Below are 14,741 nucleotides of genomic sequence, written 5' to 3'. Positions count from 1 at the left end.
CAAACTTGCCGCTTGAAGCGTCAAGTTTGCCGCTTAGTAGCGGTAGGCGTGCGGTTTGAACGGGCCTTCGACGGTGACGCCGATGTACTCGGCCTGCTGCTTGGTCAGCTGGGTGACCACGCCGCCGAAGCCGCGGACCATTTCCAGGGCCACTTCTTCGTCGAGCTTCTTCGGCAGTACTTCAACGGTCAGGCGTTCGGCTTTCTTCTCGGCCGACAGGTCGGCGAACTTCTGCTCGAACAGGAAGATCTGCGCCAGTACCTGGTTGGCGAACGAACCGTCCATGATGCGGCTTGGGTGGCCAGTGGCGTTACCCAGGTTGACCAGGCGGCCTTCGGCCAGCAGGATCAGGTAGTCGTCGTTCTGCGGGTCGAAGCTGCCAGCGCCGGTGCGGTGGATCTTGTGCACCTGCGGTTTGACCTCTTCCCAGGCCCAGTTCTTGCGCATGAAGGCGGTGTCGATCTCGTTGTCGAAGTGGCCGATGTTGCACACTACGGCACGCTTCTTCAGCGCCTTGAGCATGTTGGCGTCGCACACGTTGACGTTGCCGGTGGTGGTCACGATCAGGTCGATCTTGCCCAGCAGGGCCTTGTCGATGCTGGCTTCGGTGCCGTTGTTGATACCGTCGATGAACGGCGAAACCACTTCGAAACCGTCCATGCAAGCCTGCATGGCGCAGATCGGGTCGACTTCGGTGACCTTGACGATCATGCCTTCCTGGCGCAGGGACTGGGCCGAGCCCTTGCCCACGTCACCGTAGCCGATCACCAGGGCCTGCTTGCCCGACAGCAGGTGGTCGGTACCACGTTTGATGGCGTCGTTCAGGCTGTGACGGCAGCCGTACTTGTTGTCGTTCTTGCTCTTGGTGACCGAGTCGTTGACGTTGATCGCCGGGACTTTCAGCTCGCCCTTGGCCAGCATGTCCAGCAGGCGGTGCACGCCGGTAGTGGTCTCTTCGGTGATGCCGTGCACGCGCTCCAGTACTTGCGGGTACTTCTTGTGCAGCAGTTCGGTCAGGTCGCCACCGTCGTCGAGGACCATGTTGGCGTCCCATGGCTGGCCATCCTTGAGGATGGTCTGTTCCAGGCACCACTCGTACTCTTGCTCGGTTTCACCTTTCCAGGCGAACACCGGGATACCGGCGGCGGCGATGGAGGCGGCGGCCTGGTCCTGGGTGGAGAAGATGTTGCAGGACGACCAGCGCACTTCGGCACCCAGGGCAACCAGGGTTTCGATCAGCACGGCGGTCTGGATGGTCATATGGATGCAGCCCAGGATCTTCGCACCCTTGAGCGGTTGCTCGGCCAGGTACTTGCGACGCAGGCCCATCAGTGCAGGCATTTCCGATTCGGCGATGATGGTTTCGCGACGGCCCCAGGCGGCCAGGGAGATGTCGGCGACTTTGTAATCGGTAAAACCAGCAGGCATGTTTGCAGCGCTCATGAGAGCCTCCATTCGTAGTGTGCGAATGGGCGCCGTTGTGCGTTAAGCGCCCGCGAGAGCGAGCAACGCCCCATCCGAGCCTGACAGGCCTAGCCTGCTGCAGCGCCCCTCGGACGGGTGGCGGGCATGGCGCCGCTGTGGGCGGCCATGTAAAGCGGCAGAGATTATAGCCGCGCCCGTCGGCTTGCCCAAGGTTTTCTGTCGATTAATCGCGACGATAGTCGATGTTCAATGGAGCGACAGCGGCCGCTCTGCCATCATTGCTACACGTTAGTCAGGCAGGTCAGGAGTACAGATGAACTTTCATACCCGCAAGTGGGTTAAACCCGAAGACCTCAACCCCAATGGCACCCTGTTCGGTGGCAGCCTGTTGCGCTGGATCGACGAAGAGGCGGCGATCTACGCCATCGTCCAGCTGGGCAACCAGCGTGTGGTGACCAAGTACATATCGGAAATCAACTTCGTCAGTGCCTCGCGCCAGGGCGACATCATCGAGCTGGGCATCACCGCCACCGAGTTCGGCCGCACCTCGATCACCCTCAAGTGCGAAGTGCGCAACAAGATCACCCGCAAGGCCATCCTCACGGTCGACAAGATGGTCTTCGTCAACCTTGGCGAGGACGGGCTGCCGGCGGCGCATGGGCGGACCGAGATCAAGTACATCCAGGACCAGTTCCCGGATTCCGCGGTGGAATAAGTTCAGCATTTGGCGCTTCGCGGGCAAGCCCGCGAAGAGGCCGGAAACTATCTCAAGGCTGAGCGCTGACCTTGCGCACCACCCGGCCGATACTCAACCCCTGCACCAGGATCGACGACAGCACCACGATGTAGGTGATCGACAGCAGCAGGTCACGTTCCTCGCCCTGTGGCAGTGACAGTGCCAGGGCTACCGACACCCCACCGCGCAGGCCACCCCAGGTCAGCACCCGCACCGTGCCCTTGGGCACCGGGCGCCAGCGCCGCAGCAGCACGATCGCCGGGGCCACGGTCAGCAGCCGCGACAGCAGCACCGCCAGCGCCAGCACGCCACCGGCTGCCAGGTGCATCCAGTTGAATGGCAGCAGCAACAGTTCCAGGCCGATCAACGCGAACAGCAGGGCGTTGAGCATGTCGTCGATCAGCTCCCAGAAACCGTCCATGTAGCGACGGGTCATGTCGTTCATCGCCAGGTTGCGCCCCAGGTTGCCGATGATCAGCCCGGCCACCACCATGGCGATCGGCGCCGAAACGTGCAGCTCGTAGCACATCGCCGAGCCGCCGATGACCAGCGCCAGGGTCAGCATCACTTCCACCTGATATTGCTCGACGCTCTTGATCATGCGGTAGGTGGCGTAGCCGATCAGGCCGCCGAACACCACGCCGCCGATGGCCTCGCGGGCGAACAGGATCGCGGTGTCGGTCATGCTCGGCGTCTCGCCCAGCTGGATGATGCCCAGCAGCACGGTGAACACCACTACCGCAGTGCCATCGTTGAACAGCGACTCGCCGACGATGGTTGTTTTAAGCGGTTTCGAGGCATTGGCGGTACGTAGTGCACCAAGCACGGCAATCGGGTCGGTGGGCGAGATCAGCGCACCGAACAACAGGCAGTAGATCAGCGGCACCTGCCAGCCGAACAGGGCGAACACCCAATGCGACAGGTAGCCGATGACCACGGTGGCAATCAATACGCCGACGGTGGCCAGCAGGCCGATGGGCCAGCGGTAGCTGCGCAGGTCGGAGAGGTTGACGTGCAAGGCCCCGGCGAACAGCAGGAACGCCAGCATCCAGTGCATCAGCAGGTCGTTGAAGTCGATCTGGTTCATCAGCCCTTCGACGCGTGCTTCCAGGCCAGGGAAGCCGATCAGGCTCAGGCCTTGCAGCATCAGGGAGAACAGCAGGGCCGTGACCATTACGCCGATGGCGGGGGGCAGGCCGATGAAACGGTAATTTACATAGGTGAGGAGGGTAGTGAGGCAGATAAACGCAGCAACGAGTTCAAGCATCCCGAATCCTGTAACAGTGGCTTCCAAGTCGTAACCCGAACGGCTCGGGCAGTTCTTTGATGACCTGGCGCGGGGTTCGGGACACAAGGTTTGACCAGATTCGTTCCAATCGTTCCCGTACAAGGGGCCGCACAGCGGCCCCCGAACGCTATATATTCACAGCCATGAAAAGCCACAAGGATAAGAAGGCGTGCTGGCAACTTCCCTGGTACTGATCGCCGCCCTGCTGCACGCGACCTGGAATACCCTGATCAAATTCAGCGGCGAGCGCCTGCTGGTGATCGCCAGCATGGATACGGTGGCGTTGGCCTTCGCGGTGCTGGCGGTGCCCTTCGTCGAGGTGCCGCCGGCCAACATCTGGCCCTGGCTGCTGGCTTCGGCGCTGGCCGAGCAGCTGTACCGCTTCCTGCTTATCCAGGCCTACCGCGTGGGCGACCTGGGGCTGGTCTATCCTCTGATGCGCGGGCTGTCGCCGCTGGTGGTGCTGGGACTGACCCTGGCCTTTGCCGGCGAGTCGCTGAGCCAGCAGCAGATCATCGGCATCCTGCTGATCCCTTGTGGCATGGCTTGCCTGTTGTGGCAGGGCGGTGGCGGTGACCGGCTGCCTTGGTCGATGCTGCCGGTGGTGGCCCTGATAGGCCTGTGCATTGGTTGCTACACCTGGTTCGACGGCCAGGCCGTGCGCTTGTGGGGCAAGCCCTGGGATTACCTGGTGTGGCTGACCTTGCTCAGTGCCTGGCCCTTCCCGCTGCTGGCCAGCGTGGCACGACGTGCGCCGTTCGTGCTGTTCTGGCGCCTGCAGTGGCGTCTGGGGCTGGCGGTGGGGTTGTGCGTATTGCTCAGCTACGCGCTGGTGCTGTGGGCCATGCACCTGGGGTCGGTGGCCGAGGCGGCGGCACTGCGCGAGTTGAGCGTGATCCTGGTGGTGCTGTTGGGCATGCGCTACCTGAAAGAACCTTTTGGCGGGCCGAGACTCCTAGCTTGCGGGCTGGTGTTGGCCGGCATGCTGGTAATGAAGCTTTGACCCGAAAAGACTGAACAAGGAGTCCTGTCCATGACCGTTGCCCTGTGGTGCATCCTGATTGCGCTGGTCTTGCCGCCACTGTGTGGTTTGATCGCCAAAGTCAGCAGTGGCCGCTTCCGCCTGCGCGACAACCACGACCCGCGTGCGTTCCTGGATACCCTGTCCGGGCTACCGCGGCGCGCGCATGCTGCCCAGCAGAACGGTTTCGAGGCCTTTCCGGCATTTGCCGCGGCGGTGCTGGTGGCGGATATCGTCGGCAATGCCGAGCAGGTGACCCAGGATGTGCTGGGGGTGATGTACATCACCAGTCGGCTGCTTTACATCATCTGTTACCTGGCCGACTGGGCTGCCTTGCGATCGCTGGTGTGGTTTGCCGGGATGGCGATGATCGTGGCGTTCTTCGTGGTTTCGATCTGAGACCGCGTCGCCTTCTTCGCGGGTTTACCCGCGAAGAATCCAGCACCGATCAAGGCACTTTAGGTACTTCAGGCAGTGGCTTGCCCTTGGGCCACAGCATCCAGATCTGCCCTTGCTGCTTCATGTTCCCGGCCAGCTCTCCGGCTTCCGGCCCGGTGCCCCAGAACAGGTCCGCGCGCACCTCGCCCGTAATTGCCCCACCGGTATCCTGAGCCCCCACCGGGCGTACCACCGGGGTTCCGTCCGGGCGAGTGGTGGAAAGCCACAGCAGGCTGCCCAGCGGAATCACCTTGCGGTCGATGGCCACGCTGTAGCCAGCGGTCAGCGGCACGTTCAGCGAACCACGAGGCCCTTCGTTGCTGTCCGGGCGGGTGCTGAAGAATACGTAGCTGGGGTTGCTGGCGAGCAGTTCCGGCACCCGCTGCGGGTTGGCCTGGGCCCAGGCGTGAATGGCGCCCATGCTCACTTCTTCCTTCTTCAACTGGCCCTGTTCCACCAGCCAGCGCCCGATTGGGCGGTAGGGGTGGCCGTTCTGGTCGGCGTAACCCAGGCGCAGCTGGCGGCCGTCTTCCAGTTGTACCCGGCCGGAGCCCTGGATCTGCAGGAACTGCAGGTCCATCGGGTCGGTCAGCCAGGCCAGCACCGGTGCCTTGACGCCGTCACGGTTGATCACCTCGGCGGTGTCGTAAGGCTTGAGCACCCGGCCATCAAGGCGACCGCGCAGGCGCTTGCCTTTGAGTTCGGGGTACACGCTGGCCAGGTCGACCACGATCATGTCTTCGGGGATGCCGTAAACTGCCACATGGTTGGTCGCCGACTGGCTCAGGCTGCCAGGGTAGACCGGTTCGTAGTAACCGGTGATCAGGCCGTTGGCATTGTTTTCGGCCGAACGCAGGCCGTATACCTGCAGGTTCTGTTGCAGGAAGGCGCGTACCTGCAGGGCATTGTCGGGTACGCTGGCGGCTGTTTCGCAGGTGCTGGCCCAGACGGTGTCGCGCTTAAGCTTTTCACAGCCGTTGCGCCAGGCCTGGAAGCCGGCTATCAGATCGCTGTCGCTGACGGTGGGCAGGTCCTGCCAGGTGGCATTGGCGTAGGTGGCGATGGCGTGCGGCTCGGGTTTGGCACTTTCGCCACCGTTGCAGCCGGCCAGCAGGGCCAGCGCCGGCAGTGTCCAGGCCAGATGGCGCAGGGCAGATTTCATGAGTACGTTCCTGTCATGGGTGAACATGAATATTCGCCCCTGTTTTTTATGTGGCTATTGGTCTTTGGCCCTTGGGCAGCGATACTGGCCGCCCATTTGCGTAGGCCGAAGTGACCGTGATGTTGAAGCGATTGACCGTTGTTCTGCTGGCAGCACTGGCCCTGGGGGGTTGCGATCGGGTTGACCCGAACTCCCCGCTGGGCAAGCGCAAGGTGATCTTCAAGGACATGCTCAAGACCAGCGAAGACCTGGGTGGCATGCTGCGTGGCCGGTTGCCGTTCGACGGGGTGAAGTTCGCCGACGGTGCACTGAAACTGGACAACCTTTCGCACCAACCCTGGCAGCACTTTCCACAGGCCCGCGATGGTGGCGACAGCAGCGCGCGTGCCGAGGTATGGGAGCGCCAGGCGCGCTTTCATGACCTGGCCCGGCAGCTGGAAGGCGTCACTGGCGAACTGGTCGATGTCACCCGCGGCCAGCCGCTGGACGCTGCGCAGTTGAAGGCGCCGATGGACAAGGTCGAAGCGGCTTGCAAGGCTTGTCATACCGAATTCCGCAATCACTGACTTGACTGCCCGTGCGGGGAGCAGCTGTCTTGCTCGATTTCTGCAAACTGGCGAAATTCCTGTGGGAGCGGGCGCGCCCGCGAACACGGGCGAAGCCCGTGCCATCCACCGCGGCGCTTGCTTCGCGGCGGTTCGACGCCTCGACACGCCCGCTCCCACAGGAATGGCGCATACCAGGGAAAGTCAGCGATCCAGATCCTCCACCGCTTCCTGCAGTTCCTTGCGCGACTCGGCCAGCTTGTCCTTGCGCTTGTTGATCTTCTCCGAATCGCCTTTCTTCTCGGCTTTCTTCAAGTCCTTTTCCCGCTGCGCCACTTCGTGACGGGCTTCGAGCACCTTTTGCTCACGTTCCTTGCGCAGGCTGGCATCGGTGCAGTTATCGACCCCACGCAGCGCCTCCTCCAGCCCTGCGACCTGGTCGTTGTTGCCGTGGTCACGGGCAATCTTCAACTGGTTCTCGATGGCGCTGCGCTTGGCGGCGCAACCGGTCAGGCCGGCATCCGGCTGGGCAGCTTGTACAGCGCCAGCGGCCAGGCCTAGTGTCGCGAGCAGGAAAAGGGTCGAAATACGTTTCATGAAAAGCCTCCTTGACGGGGCGGGGCAGCAAAAGTTGGGGGAAATCCTGCCTTGGTTTTGCCCATTTAGAAACCCTTGTTGGGGCTTTCCGGCTGAATCTCGGGTTTTTCCTGCAGGCAAATTGGTAAAAATTCATTGCTCGATGCTGTGCCTGTCGATCCTGAATCCGTCGAGCCCGGCCTTGCCGCTGAGCCGGCAAACACAAAAAAGCCCCTGCCGATTGCTCGGCAGGGGCTTTCGTCCGGCGCTGCAGGAAACTTACAGACCGGCAGCGTCACGCAGCGACTGGGCGCGGTCGGTGCGCTCCCAGGTGAAGGTGGTGAAGGTGTCGTCGCCGACCGTCTTCTGCTGCGGGGTACGGCCGAAGTGGCCGTAGGCAGCGGTTTCCTGGTACATCGGGTGCAGCAGGTCGAGCATGGTGGTGATGGCGTACGGGCGCAGGTCGAAGCACTCGCGCACCAACTGGACGATCTTGTCGTCGGAGACCTTGCCGGTACCGAAGGTGTTGATCGAGATGGAGGTCGGCTGGGCCACGCCGATGGCGTACGACACCTGGATCTCGCAACGCTCGGCCAGGCCGGCGGCGACGATGTTCTTGGCCACGTAGCGGCCGGCGTAGGCGGCGGAGCGGTCGACCTTGGACGGGTCCTTGCCGGAGAACGCGCCACCACCATGGCGGGCCATGCCACCGTAGGAGTCGACGATGATCTTGCGCCCGGTCAGGCCGCAGTCACCCACCGGGCCACCGATGATGAAGTTGCCGGTCGGGTTGATGTGGTACTGGGTGCCCTTGTGCAGCAGTTCGGCAGGCAGGGTGTGCTTGACGATCAACTCCATCACGGCTTCCTGCAGGTCTTTCTGCGAAACCTCTGGGTTGTGCTGGGTCGACAGCACCACGGCGTCGATGCCGACCACCTTGCCATTTTCGTAACGGCAGGTGACCTGCGACTTGGCGTCCGGGCGCAGCCATGGCAGCAGTTTCGATTTGCGCGCTTCGGCCTGGCGCTCGACCAGGCGGTGCGAGAAGCAGATCGGTGCCGGCATCAACACGTCGGTTTCGTTGCTGGCGTAGCCGAACATCAGGCCCTGGTCACCGGCACCCTGGTCTTCCGGGCGGGAGCGGTCGACGCCCTGGGCGATGTCCACCGACTGCTTGCCGATGATGTTCATCACGGCGCAGGTGGCGCCGTCGAAGCCGACGTCGGAGCTGTTGTAGCCGATGTCGATGATGACCTTGCGCACCAACTCTTCCAGGTCGACCCAGGCGGAGGTGGTGACTTCGCCGGCGATGATGGCGACACCGGTCTTGACCAGGGTTTCGCAGGCTACGCGGGCGTATTTGTCCTGGGCGATGATGGCATCAAGGACAGCGTCCGAAATCTGGTCGGCGATCTTGTCCGGATGCCCTTCGGACACGGACTCGGAGGTGAAAAGGGAGTATTCGCTCATCTCGAAGGTTCCTGAAATTTACCGATGGTGTATGTCGCCAGCCGTCCGCTGGAAATGGCGGACCTGGATCTGGAAACCGTTACGCAAGCCCACGTACAGGCTGTCCCCGGGGACCAGCCCGGCAGCGTTGGCCCAACGGGCCAGGTCGTCCTGTTCAAAGCCCAGCCAGAGGTCGCCGCAGGCTTCCCGCGCCCACCCCTGGTCATGGCTGCACAGTTCGGTGACCAGCAGGCTGCCGCCTGCCTTCACCCGTTTGGCCAGCTGGCGCAAGGCCAGGGCCGGGTCGCTGAAATGGTGCAGCACCATGTTCAGCACAACGCAGTCGGCGGCCACATCCGTTGCACCCAGTGCATCGGCCAACTGCAGGTTCACGTTGTCGAGCCCCTCGCGCTGGCACACCTGACGCGCCAGTTCGAGCATGGTCGGGCTGTTGTCCAGGGCGGTGACCTGGGCGAAGCGCCGGGCCAGGTCGGGGAGGAAACCGCCGTCGCCGGGGCCGACCTCCAGGGCGCTGGCGGCCGGGTCGAAATTCAGTTTGTCGAGCAACGCCAGCAGGCTTTCGCGGTACTGCGGCAGGCCGGCGATCAGGTCTTGCTGGGCACGGAACTTCTCTTCCACGCGCAGGAAGAAGTCCTGGCTGGTGGCCGCGCGGCGTTGCTGCACCTGGGCGATGCGCGCCTGCACGTCAGGCGGCAGGGTCAGGTCATCCACCTCTTCGAGCAGCGCCGCATGCAGCCGGCCGCCCAGGCGCAGGCTGTCGGGCAGGGCGCGGCGGTAGAAGATGGCATTGCCCTCGCGGCGGGTCGCCACCAGCTCGGCCTGGGCCAGCACCTTCAAGTGGTGGCTCATGCCCGACTGGCCCACGTCGAAGATCTGCGCCAGCTCCAGCACGCCGAACGAGTCGTTGGCCAGGGCGCGCAACACGTTCAGGCGCAACTCGTCGCCACTGGCTTTGCACAGGGCAGCCAATGCTTCGCGTTGCTCGGGGATCGATTGCGCACGGAGGTTCATGGTGCGGCAGTCTAGGCAGGTATCATTGCCCTAGCAAGGTCAATATCAAAAAGTTTTGATATTGACTGATGGGCGGAGTGCGGGGTTGCCCTTTCTGGCCTCTTCGCGGGTGAACCCGCTCCCACAGGTTCAGCACTGCCCTCAGGCTTGGTGCGACCCTGTGGGAGCGGGTTCACCCGCGAAGAAGCCGGCACCGATTTCCAGATTTTGCCCCGAAATGAGTGCCAATCAGAGGAAAATCCCCCGACTGCGACCATACGTCATTGCCCCAAGCCCCCCCAGTGGGCGAAAATGGCCGCCTTTTTTCGTGACACCACCTATTCAAGCCCCCCAGGAGATCAGCGATGCCCAGCCGTCGTGAACGTGCCAACGCCATTCGTGCCCTCAGCATGGATGCCGTGCAAAAGGCCAACAGCGGCCACCCAGGTGCCCCCATGGGCATGGCGGATATCGCCGAAGTGCTTTGGCGCGACTATCTGAAGCACAACCCGAGCAACCCGGATTTCGCCGACCGTGACCGCTTCGTGCTGTCCAACGGCCACGGTTCGATGCTGATCTACTCGCTGCTGCACCTGACCGGCTACGACGTTACCATCGATGACCTCAAAGGCTTCCGCCAGCTGCACAGCCGCACCCCGGGCCACCCGGAATACGGCTACACCCCAGGCGTCGAGACCACTACCGGCCCGCTCGGCCAGGGTATCGCCAACGCCGTGGGCTTCGCCCTGGCCGAAAAAGTGCTGGCGGCCCAGTTCAACCGTGACGGCCACACCATCGTCGACCACAACACCTACGTGTTCCTCGGCGATGGCTGCATGATGGAAGGTATCTCCCACGAAGTTGCCTCGCTGGCTGGCACCCTGGGCCTGAACAAGCTGATCGCCTTCTACGACGACAACGGCATTTCCATCGACGGCGAAGTGCACGGCTGGTTCACCGACAACACCCCGGCGCGCTTCGAGGCGTACAACTGGCAGGTGATCCGCAACGTCGACGGCCATGACGCCGACGAGATCAAGACCGCCATCGAGACCGCCCGCAAGAGCGATCGTCCGACCCTGATCTGCTGCAAGACCATCATCGGTTTCGGCTCGCCGAACAAGCAGGGCAAGGAAGACTGCCACGGCGCACCGCTGGGCAACGACGAAATCGCCCTGGCCCGCAAGGAACTGAACTGGAACCACGGCCCGTTCGAGATCCCGGCCGAGATCTACGCCGAGTGGGACGCCAAGGCTGCCGGCGCCAAGGCCGAAGCCGAGTGGAACCAGCGTTTCGACGCCTACGCCAAGGCCTACCCGGAGCTGGCTGCCGAGTTCAAGCGCCGTGCCAGCGGCGAGCTGCCGGCCGACTTCAGCGCCAAGGCCCAGGCCTACATCAACGAAGTGGCCGCCAAGGGCGAAACCATTGCCAGCCGCAAGGCCAGCCAGAACGCCCTGAACGCCTTCGGCCCGCTGCTGCCGGAGTTTCTCGGCGGTTCGGCTGACCTGGCCGGTTCCAACCTGACCCTGTGGAAGGGCTGCAAGGGGGTCGAAGCCAACGACGCCAGCGGCAACTACGTGTTCTACGGCGTGCGCGAGTTCGGCATGACCGCCATCATGAACGGCGTTGCCCTGCACGGTGGCCTGGTACCTTACGGCGCAACCTTCCTGATGTTCATGGAATACGCCCGCAACGCCGTGCGCATGTCGGCGCTGATGAAGCAGCGCGTGATCCACGTCTACACCCACGACTCCATCGGCCTGGGCGAAGACGGCCCGACTCACCAGCCGATCGAGCAGCTGACCAGCCTGCGCAGCACGCCGAACCTGGACACCTGGCGCCCGGCCGACGCGGTGGAATCCGCCGTGTCCTGGAAAAACGCCCTGGAGCGCAAGGACGGCCCTTCGGCGCTGATCTTCTCGCGCCAGAACCTGCAGCACCAGGACCGCGACGCCCAGCAGATCGCTGATATCAGCCGCGGCGGCTACGTGCTCAAGGACTGCGCCGGCGAGCCTGAGCTGATCCTGATCGCTACCGGTTCCGAAGTGGGCCTGGCTGTGCAGGCGCACGCCAAGCTGACCGAGCAAGGCCGCAAGGTGCGCGTGGTTTCCATGCCATGCACCAGCGTGTTCGATGCCCAGGACGCGGCCTACAAGCAGTCGGTTCTGCCGCTGGAAGTGGGGGCGCGCATCGCCATCGAAGCCGCCCACGCCGACTTCTGGTACAAGTACGTTGGTCTGGAAGGCCGCGTCATCGGCATGACCACCTATGGTGAGTCGGCGCCGGCTTCGGCCCTGTTCGAAGAGTTCGGCTTCACCGTGGAGAACATCCTCGGTACTGCCGAAGAGCTGCTGGAAGACTGATGTAAATATGGAGGGCAGTGACGCCCTCCAGGTCGTGCAAGGGGGAGGGCTTCGCCCTCCATCGCGACACAAGGCCGCTCCTACAGGGTATTGCGCATGCAGCCCGTTGTAGGAGCGGCCTTGTGCCGCGATGGGCCGCAACGCGGCCCCAACAGCCATCATGCGTTAGCGAGCCAACGAATGTCCCACCTGCGTCCCTACAAAGTTGCACTCAACGGTTATGGCCGTATCGGCCGCTGTGTCCTGCGCGCGCTGTTCGAGCGGGGGGCAAAGGCCGGTTTCGAGATCGTTGCGCTGAACGACCTGGCCGACCAGGCCAGCCTGGAATACCTGACACGCTTCGACTCCACCCACGGGCGCTTCCCCGGTGAGGTGAAGGTCGACGGCGACTGTCTGCATATCAATGGCGACTGCGTGAAGGTGATGCGCAGTGCCACCCCCGAAGGCATCGACTGGGCCGCCCTGGACATCGACCTGGTGCTGGAGTGCTCCGGCGCCTACCACACCCGCGCCGATGGCCAGCGCTTCCTCGATGCCGGCGCGCCGCGGGTGCTGTTCTCGCAGCCGATGGCCAGCGAGGCCGACGTCGATGCCACGGTGGTCTACGGTGTCAACCAGGCCTGCCTGACGGGCAGCGAGCGCCTGGTGTCCAATGCCTCGTGCACCACCAACTGCGGCGTGCCGCTGCTGCGTGTGCTGGACCAGGCGTTCGGCATCGAATACGTGCAGATCACCACCATCCACTCGGCGATGAACGACCAGCCGGTGATCGACGCCTACCACCACGAAGACCTGCGCCGCACGCGTTCGGCCTTCCAGTCGGTGATCCCGGTGTCCACGGGGCTGGCGCGTGGCATCGAGCGCCTGCTTCCGGAACTTGCCGGGCGAATCCAGGCCAAAGCGGTACGCGTACCGACCGTCAACGTCTCGTGCCTGGACATCACCCTGCAGACCGCCCGCGATACCAGCGCGGCCGAAGTCAACCGGGTGCTGCGCGAGGCGGCGCTGGAAGGCCCGCTGAAAGGCTTGCTGGCCTACACCGAGTTGCCGCATGCCAGCTGTGATTTCAACCATGACCCGCATTCGGCGATCGTCGATGCCAGCCAGACCCGTGTTTCCGGCCCCCGCCTGGTGAACCTGCTGGCCTGGTTCGACAACGAATGGGGGTTTGCCAACCGTATGCTCGACGTTGCCGAACACTATCTGCACGTCGTTCACCCAACCCGCAACAAACAGCCCTGAAGGACTGCATTCATGACCGTGTTGAAGATGACCGACCTCGACCTGCAAGGTAAGCGCGTACTGATCCGCGAAGACCTCAACGTGCCTGTGAAGGACGGTGTGGTAGCCAGCGACGCGCGTATCCTGGCAGCGCTGCCGACCATCAAGCTGGCCCTGGAGAAGGGCGCGGCGGTAATGGTCTGCTCGCACCTGGGTCGCCCGACCGAGGGTGAGTTCTCTGCCGAGAACAGCCTCAAGCCGGTCGCTGACTACCTGAGCAAGGCCCTGGGCCGCGACGTGCCGCTGGTGGCCGACTACCTCGACGGTGTCGAGGTCAAGGCTGGTGACCTGGTGCTGTTCGAGAACGTGCGCTTCAACAAGGGCGAGAAGAAGAACGCCGACGAACTGGCGCAGAAATACGCCGCCCTGTGCGACGTGTTCGTCATGGACGCTTTCGGTACTGCACACCGTGCCGAAGGTTCGACCCATGGCGTTGCCAAGTTTGCCAAGGTCGCCGCTGCCGGCCCGCTGCTGGCAGCCGAGCTGGATGCCCTGGGCAAGGCCCTGAAGGCCCCGGCCAAGCCGATGGCGGCCATCGTTGCCGGCTCCAAGGTCTCCACCAAGCTGGACGTGCTGAACAGCCTGAGCTCGGTCTGCGACCAGCTGATCGTCGGTGGCGGCATCGCCAACACCTTCCTGGCTGCAGCCGGCCACCCGGTGGGCAAGTCGCTGTATGAGCCTGACCTGGTCGACACCGCCAAGGCCATCGCCGCCAAGGTCAGCGTACCTCTGCCGGTCGACGTGGTGGTTGCCAAGGAGTTCGCCGAGAGCGCCGAAGCTACCGTCAAGGCCATTGCCGACGTTGCCGCTGACGACATGATCCTGGACATCGGCCCGCAAACCGCAGCCAACTTCGCCGAGCTGCTGAAGTCGTCGAAGACCATCCTGTGGAACGGCCCGGTTGGCGTGTTCGAGTTCGACCAGTTCGGCAACGGCACCAAGGTGCTGGCCAAGGCCATCGCCGACAGTGCTGCGTTCTCCATCGCCGGCGGCGGTGACACCCTGGCAGCCATCGACAAATATGGCGTTGGCGCCGATATCTCCTACATTTCTACCGGTGGTGGCGCTTTCCTCGAGTTTGTCGAGGGCAAGGTCCTGCCAGCCGTGGCAATCCTGGAAGAGCGGGCCAAGGCCTGATGACGTCGGCGCTTGGCAAAGGGAGTGGCCTGATGGTCAAGCAATTGCCTGTGATGATGCTGGCTGGTCTGCTGAGCGCCTGCGCCGGCAGCCCGGCTTCGGATGCCGATCCGGCGCAGCCGCCCAAGGGCGGTTGCTACCAGTCCGAGTGGCAGGCCGAGACCGTGCCGGTCATCAGCAAGCGCGTGGGCCCGGAGGGCCTGGAAAAGTACGACGAAGACCACCAGCGCAAGGCGCCGGGTTGCCCTTGATCCCGACATTTCGTCGGGCCAGGCAACCAAGCGGACGCTGCGTGGTCATCTAGAGGAT

The 14,741-nt window shown here is 63.5% G+C and carries 14 protein-coding genes and 1 riboswitch; of the genes, 8 read left to right on the top strand and 6 right to left on the bottom strand.

Annotated features, from left to right (window positions below):
* Positions 1 to 33: 33 nt before the first annotated feature.
* The gene (gene ahcY / locus ACIQYU_RS16140; RefSeq protein WP_207828553.1) at positions 34 to 1,443 is read right to left on the bottom strand and encodes an adenosylhomocysteinase; all 1,410 of its coding nucleotides are present in this window, start codon (positions 1,441 to 1,443) and stop codon (positions 34 to 36) included.
* 20 nt (positions 1,444 to 1,463) lie between these two features.
* Positions 1,464 to 1,560: riboswitch (S-adenosyl-L-homocysteine riboswitch) on the bottom strand.
* Positions 1,561 to 1,738: 178 nt separating this feature from the next.
* Here ahcY and ACIQYU_RS16135 point away from each other — a divergent pair.
* Positions 1,739 to 2,140, top strand: coding sequence for an acyl-CoA thioesterase (locus tag ACIQYU_RS16135; RefSeq protein WP_003257757.1), 402 nt, complete (start codon positions 1,739 to 1,741; stop codon positions 2,138 to 2,140).
* A 52-nt stretch (positions 2,141 to 2,192) separates the two neighbouring features.
* Here ACIQYU_RS16135 and ACIQYU_RS16130 read toward each other — a convergent pair whose 3' ends face one another.
* Positions 2,193 to 3,428 carry a sodium:proton antiporter gene (locus ACIQYU_RS16130; RefSeq protein WP_207828556.1) on the bottom strand — a complete coding sequence of 412 codons (1,236 nt, stop codon included), beginning with the start codon at positions 3,426 to 3,428 and terminating at the stop codon, positions 2,193 to 2,195.
* A gap of 190 nt (positions 3,429 to 3,618) precedes the next feature.
* On the opposite strand from ACIQYU_RS16130, the gene ACIQYU_RS16125 reads away from it, so the two are divergent.
* Together ACIQYU_RS16125 and ACIQYU_RS16120 are read left to right on the top strand one after the other, a co-directional pair.
* Positions 3,619 to 4,452, top strand: coding sequence for an EamA family transporter (locus tag ACIQYU_RS16125; protein WP_063911985.1), 834 nt, complete (start codon positions 3,619 to 3,621; stop codon positions 4,450 to 4,452).
* Positions 4,453 to 4,482: 30 nt separating this feature from the next.
* Positions 4,483 to 4,869, top strand: coding sequence for an MAPEG family protein (locus ACIQYU_RS16120; RefSeq protein WP_207828557.1), 387 nt, complete (start codon positions 4,483 to 4,485; stop codon positions 4,867 to 4,869).
* Between the two features lie 49 nt (positions 4,870 to 4,918).
* Here the strand turns inward: ACIQYU_RS16120 and ACIQYU_RS16115 are convergent, their stop codons facing one another.
* Positions 4,919 to 6,070: a murein transglycosylase A gene (locus tag ACIQYU_RS16115; protein WP_207828559.1), complete on the bottom strand. Its 1,152-nt coding sequence runs from the start codon at positions 6,068 to 6,070 to the stop codon at positions 4,919 to 4,921.
* A gap of 119 nt (positions 6,071 to 6,189) precedes the next feature.
* Here ACIQYU_RS16115 and ACIQYU_RS16110 point away from each other — a divergent pair, with 119 nt between their 5' ends.
* Positions 6,190 to 6,636 (top strand): cytochrome c, encoded by a 447-nt coding sequence (locus ACIQYU_RS16110; protein ID WP_025340887.1) that lies wholly within the window; start codon positions 6,190 to 6,192, stop codon positions 6,634 to 6,636.
* 183 nt (positions 6,637 to 6,819) lie between these two features.
* Here the strand turns inward: ACIQYU_RS16110 and ACIQYU_RS16105 are convergent, their stop codons facing one another.
* From ACIQYU_RS16105 to ACIQYU_RS16095, 3 genes are all read right to left on the bottom strand, one after another.
* Positions 6,820 to 7,212 carry a DUF1090 domain-containing protein gene (locus tag ACIQYU_RS16105; RefSeq protein ID WP_207828561.1) on the bottom strand — a complete coding sequence of 131 codons (393 nt, stop codon included), beginning with the start codon at positions 7,210 to 7,212 and terminating at the stop codon, positions 6,820 to 6,822.
* A gap of 258 nt (positions 7,213 to 7,470) precedes the next feature.
* Positions 7,471 to 8,661 carry a methionine adenosyltransferase gene (gene metK / locus ACIQYU_RS16100; protein WP_063911980.1) on the bottom strand — a complete coding sequence of 397 codons (1,191 nt, stop codon included), beginning with the start codon at positions 8,659 to 8,661 and terminating at the stop codon, positions 7,471 to 7,473.
* An 18-nt stretch (positions 8,662 to 8,679) separates the two neighbouring features.
* Entirely contained in the window at positions 8,680 to 9,672 is a 993-nt protein-coding gene (locus ACIQYU_RS16095) for a metalloregulator ArsR/SmtB family transcription factor (protein WP_207828564.1), read from the bottom strand.
* Positions 9,673 to 10,016: 344 nt separating this feature from the next.
* Here ACIQYU_RS16095 and tkt point away from each other — a divergent pair, with 344 nt between their 5' ends.
* The 4 genes from tkt to ACIQYU_RS16075 all read left to right on the top strand — a co-directional run bounded on the left by tkt (position 10,017) and on the right by ACIQYU_RS16075 (position 14,683).
* A complete protein-coding gene (gene tkt, locus ACIQYU_RS16090; RefSeq protein ID WP_207828567.1) occupies positions 10,017 to 12,014 on the top strand; it encodes a transketolase in 1,998 nt (665 codons plus the stop codon).
* A 180-nt stretch (positions 12,015 to 12,194) separates the two neighbouring features.
* Entirely contained in the window at positions 12,195 to 13,256 is a 1,062-nt protein-coding gene (gene epd, locus ACIQYU_RS16085) for an erythrose-4-phosphate dehydrogenase (RefSeq protein WP_207828569.1), read from the top strand.
* A gap of 12 nt (positions 13,257 to 13,268) precedes the next feature.
* Positions 13,269 to 14,432, top strand: coding sequence for a phosphoglycerate kinase (locus ACIQYU_RS16080; RefSeq protein ID WP_024087831.1), 1,164 nt, complete (start codon positions 13,269 to 13,271; stop codon positions 14,430 to 14,432).
* Entirely contained in the window at positions 14,432 to 14,683 is a 252-nt protein-coding gene (locus tag ACIQYU_RS16075; RefSeq protein WP_025340881.1) for a hypothetical protein, read from the top strand. The genes ACIQYU_RS16080 and ACIQYU_RS16075 overlap by 1 nt, the downstream gene beginning before the upstream one ends.
* The last annotated feature ends 58 nt before the right edge of the window (positions 14,684 to 14,741 follow it).

This window comes from Pseudomonas sp. NPDC096925, assembly GCF_044762545.1.
In the GTDB taxonomy this organism is placed as follows: Bacteria; Pseudomonadota; Gammaproteobacteria; order Pseudomonadales; family Pseudomonadaceae; genus Aquipseudomonas.
The sequence above is the reverse complement of the archived record's forward strand: the minus strand, read 5'-3'. Positions and strand labels throughout refer to the sequence as shown.

What these genes read in the sequence shown, in the direction of transcription:
- ACIQYU_RS16075 (WP_025340881.1), top strand. Translation starts at nt 14,432, where the DNA reads ATGACGTCGGCGCTTGGCAAAGGGAGTGGCCTGATGGTCAAGCAATTG.
- epd (WP_207828569.1), top strand. Translation starts at nt 12,195, where the DNA reads ATGTCCCACCTGCGTCCCTACAAAGTTGCACTCAACGGTTATGGCCGT.
- ACIQYU_RS16095 (WP_207828564.1), bottom strand. Translation starts at nt 9,672, where the DNA reads ATGAACCTCCGTGCGCAATCGATCCCCGAGCAACGCGAAGCATTGGCT.
- tkt (WP_207828567.1), top strand. Translation starts at nt 10,017, where the DNA reads ATGCCCAGCCGTCGTGAACGTGCCAACGCCATTCGTGCCCTCAGCATG.
- ACIQYU_RS16105 (WP_207828561.1), bottom strand. Translation starts at nt 7,212, where the DNA reads ATGAAACGTATTTCGACCCTTTTCCTGCTCGCGACACTAGGCCTGGCC.
- ACIQYU_RS16130 (WP_207828556.1), bottom strand. Translation starts at nt 3,428, where the DNA reads ATGCTTGAACTCGTTGCTGCGTTTATCTGCCTCACTACCCTCCTCACC.
- ACIQYU_RS16115 (WP_207828559.1), bottom strand. Translation starts at nt 6,070, where the DNA reads ATGAAATCTGCCCTGCGCCATCTGGCCTGGACACTGCCGGCGCTGGCC.
- ACIQYU_RS16135 (WP_003257757.1), top strand. Translation starts at nt 1,739, where the DNA reads ATGAACTTTCATACCCGCAAGTGGGTTAAACCCGAAGACCTCAACCCC.
- ACIQYU_RS16110 (WP_025340887.1), top strand. Translation starts at nt 6,190, where the DNA reads ATGTTGAAGCGATTGACCGTTGTTCTGCTGGCAGCACTGGCCCTGGGG.
- ACIQYU_RS16120 (WP_207828557.1), top strand. Translation starts at nt 4,483, where the DNA reads ATGACCGTTGCCCTGTGGTGCATCCTGATTGCGCTGGTCTTGCCGCCA.
- ahcY (WP_207828553.1), bottom strand. Translation starts at nt 1,443, where the DNA reads ATGAGCGCTGCAAACATGCCTGCTGGTTTTACCGATTACAAAGTCGCC.
- ACIQYU_RS16080 (WP_024087831.1), top strand. Translation starts at nt 13,269, where the DNA reads ATGACCGTGTTGAAGATGACCGACCTCGACCTGCAAGGTAAGCGCGTA.
- metK (WP_063911980.1), bottom strand. Translation starts at nt 8,661, where the DNA reads ATGAGCGAATACTCCCTTTTCACCTCCGAGTCCGTGTCCGAAGGGCAT.